Below are 2719 nucleotides of genomic sequence, written 5' to 3'. Positions count from 1 at the left end.
CTCAAGTTCCGCCTTGGTGGTGGCGGCGACGATCTTGCCTTCAAGCTCCTCGGTCAGCTTGCCCTGTTCGCGGATCGAGCCAAGGATGGTGTCGCGGCGCGCGTCGAGCTCGCGCAGATAGGCAAGGCGTTCGGCAAGATCGCGCAATTGCGTGTCGTCGAGCCCGCCGGTGACTTCCTTGCGGTAGCGCGCCACGAACGGCACTGTCGCGCCCTCATCGAGCAGTTCGATCGCCGCGGCCGCCTGTTCGGGCCGCGCGCTGATCTCGGCCGCGATGATGGCTGCAATGCGCTTGATGTCGGATGCCATGTCGTTCCTGCTCTCATCCAAAGAGCGGCGACCATAGGCGCAGACCTCCGGCCCGCCAACCGCCGCGCTTCGATCAGCCCGGCGGGTCCACAGGAAAGCGTGCGCCAATGTGGCGATCGCGGCGCGCCTAGATCAGCCGGCTCAGCGCCTCGAAGAACGCGACGATCTCGATATCGAGCGGATCGTCGACAGGCTCCGGCTGCGACGACATCTTGGCGATCACCACTTCGGTCCTGGGATCGACATACAGCCACTGGCCATGAATACCGATGCCGCAATAGGCGCCGTTCTCGTGTCCAGTCTGGTACCATTTGTTGCGGTAACGGCCCTTGGGAAACAGTGGCAGCATCGCGCCGCGCTGCCAGGCGTCCGCACTGCCGCCAGTGCTGGTCGTGTCGCGCACCCAGGCTTCCGGTACGATGCGGCGGCCATTGGCCATGCCACCTTGCCGCATCATCTCGCCGACACGCGCCAGGTCGCGCGGCGTCACCGAAATGCCGCCGGCCGTGCGCGCCGTGCCTTCCATGTCGACGCCGATCGAGGCTTCGCTGACAGCGCCGAGCGGCAGCCACAGCTTCTCGCGCATCAGGTCGGTGAACCGCTGGCCCGACGCACGCTCGAGCAGCAGGCCGAGCAGGTCGGAATTCGGCGAGCGGTAGCGGAAGGTCTGGCCATGCGGCTCTGCAAGACGTTGCAGGGTCAGGATGAATTCGCGCAGGCTCTCCGTACCGCCGCCCGGATTCCACAGCGTGGCACGGCGATAGCGGGCGAAAGCACTTTCCGGATCGAGATAGGCTTCCTCGAAATCGAGACTGACGCTCATATCGAGCACATGCCGCACGCTCGCATCGCCATAGGCCGAGCCGGCGGCTTCGGGGATGTAGGCCGTCACCGGCGCTTCCGGGTCGAACACCCCCTCGCCTTCTAGTATGCCGGCAATGATGGCGGTCAGCGACTTGCTGATCGAAAAGATGATGTGGCGGGCGCCGAAATCCATATGCGGCGCGAACCAGTCGCCGACGATCCTGCCGCCTTTCATCACCGTCAGTGCGTCGGTGCTCGAACGTGCGAGAAAATCAGCCACCGTCTCCGGTGTGCCGGCGATCGCGACCTTCTCGCCGAGCAGGCCGCCCATATCGCGCACGGGGATTTCGACAACGCCCGACGTCGCCGCCACCCGGGCGGTCGGCACCAGTTCGCCGAGATTCTGGAACGACCACCGGTTGAACGGGTTCTCGCGCCAATTGGCGAGCACCACCTGGTTGCGCCGGAAGCCATAGCGGGTCTCGAACACGGTTTTGCCGGTCATGGCGTTTCCTTCCGGGTCGTTTCTTCTTTGTGGAGGCTCAGCGAAGTGCCGTGGCGATAGCGTGCACGGCTTTCAGCGTCGCTATGGAATAGGCACCATTGGCGAAATCCGGCCAGGTCGAAAGCTTCACCACGACCATTCCGGTGTTCCAGTCGATATGGATCATCTGACCGAACACGCCGCGGCACATCAGTGCGCGCGAGCGCGGGTCCTCGATCCAGAACTGGTTGCGATAGCTGCCCTCCGGCAGGCTGGGGCTGAAGTCCGGCCCATGCCTGCCGTTGCGCGTGTCCTCGACCCAGCCGGCCGGCACGACGCCGCCACCATTGTCGAGGATCAATTGGCCGAAGCGGCCATAATCGCGCAACGTTGCATTGAAGCCGCCATCGGCCACCGCATAGCCGGCGCTGTCGACGGTGAAGCAGGCGCTTTCGTCGGCGCCGAGCTTTTGCCAGAGCTCTTCCGAAACCAGCTGCGGCAGCCGTTTGCCTGTCACCCGCTCCATGATGAAGGCGAGCACATCGGTCTCGATCGAGCGGTATTCGAATTGAGCCCCGTGCGGGCGGATCGTGTCCTTCAAGCCCAGGATCAGCTCGAACATGTGCGAGGGCCAGCGAAAATCCGGATCGCTGCCCGGCGGCACCGGCTTCCAGCCGGTGGCGACATCGACCTGGCCGATGTCGGAATAGCGGTCGGTATATTCCTCGGAGAAACGCACGCCGCTCGTCATGTCGAGCACATGCTGCACATTGGCGCCGGCCCAGCCGGTGGCGCCGAGCTCCGGCAAATAATCCGTGACCGGCCTGGCCGGATCGATCAGGCGGCGCCCGACCAGTATGCCGAATACCGAACCGGTGACGGACTTGGCCATCGACTGCGACAGGTGCAGCGTGCGCTCACCCATGCCGTTGAAATAGCGCTCATAGGCTATCTTGCCGTCCTTGAGCACCAGAAAACCGACCGGATAGGTCTCGTCGAGCAGCCCGGCGAGGGTCGTCGGCTTGCCCTCGCTGTCCTCGACCGCCAGCCCGTCAAGAGCGACCTCGGCGCGTTCGAGACGGCGGCGATGGCCGTTGCCGCGCCAGACTTCGGCGGGCGGCA

Annotated in this window: 3 protein-coding genes; all 3 read right to left on the bottom strand. The window is 64.8% G+C overall.

Features of this window, described 5'->3' with window-relative positions; genetic code table 11:
- Window positions 1–309: Tex-like N-terminal domain-containing protein (locus ENZ74_RS28155; RefSeq protein WP_281059741.1), on the bottom strand; the 309-nt coding region annotated here is incomplete at its 3' end.
- A 127-nt stretch (window positions 310–436) separates the two neighbouring features.
- A complete protein-coding gene (locus ENZ74_RS28150; protein WP_063168912.1) occupies window positions 437–1618 on the bottom strand; it encodes a serine hydrolase in 1182 nt (393 codons plus the stop codon).
- 37 nt (window positions 1619–1655) lie between these two features.
- Window positions 1656–2719 (bottom strand): serine hydrolase (locus ENZ74_RS28145; RefSeq protein ID WP_164761267.1); only part of this gene is annotated, 1064 nt, incomplete at its 5' end.

The organism is Mesorhizobium sp. M7A.F.Ca.CA.002.15.2.1 (assembly GCF_003998715.1).
GTDB lineage: Bacteria > Pseudomonadota > Alphaproteobacteria > Rhizobiales > Rhizobiaceae > Mesorhizobium > Mesorhizobium ciceri.
Note: the sequence above shows the minus strand (reverse complement) of the source record. Positions and strands in the feature narration are given on the sequence as shown.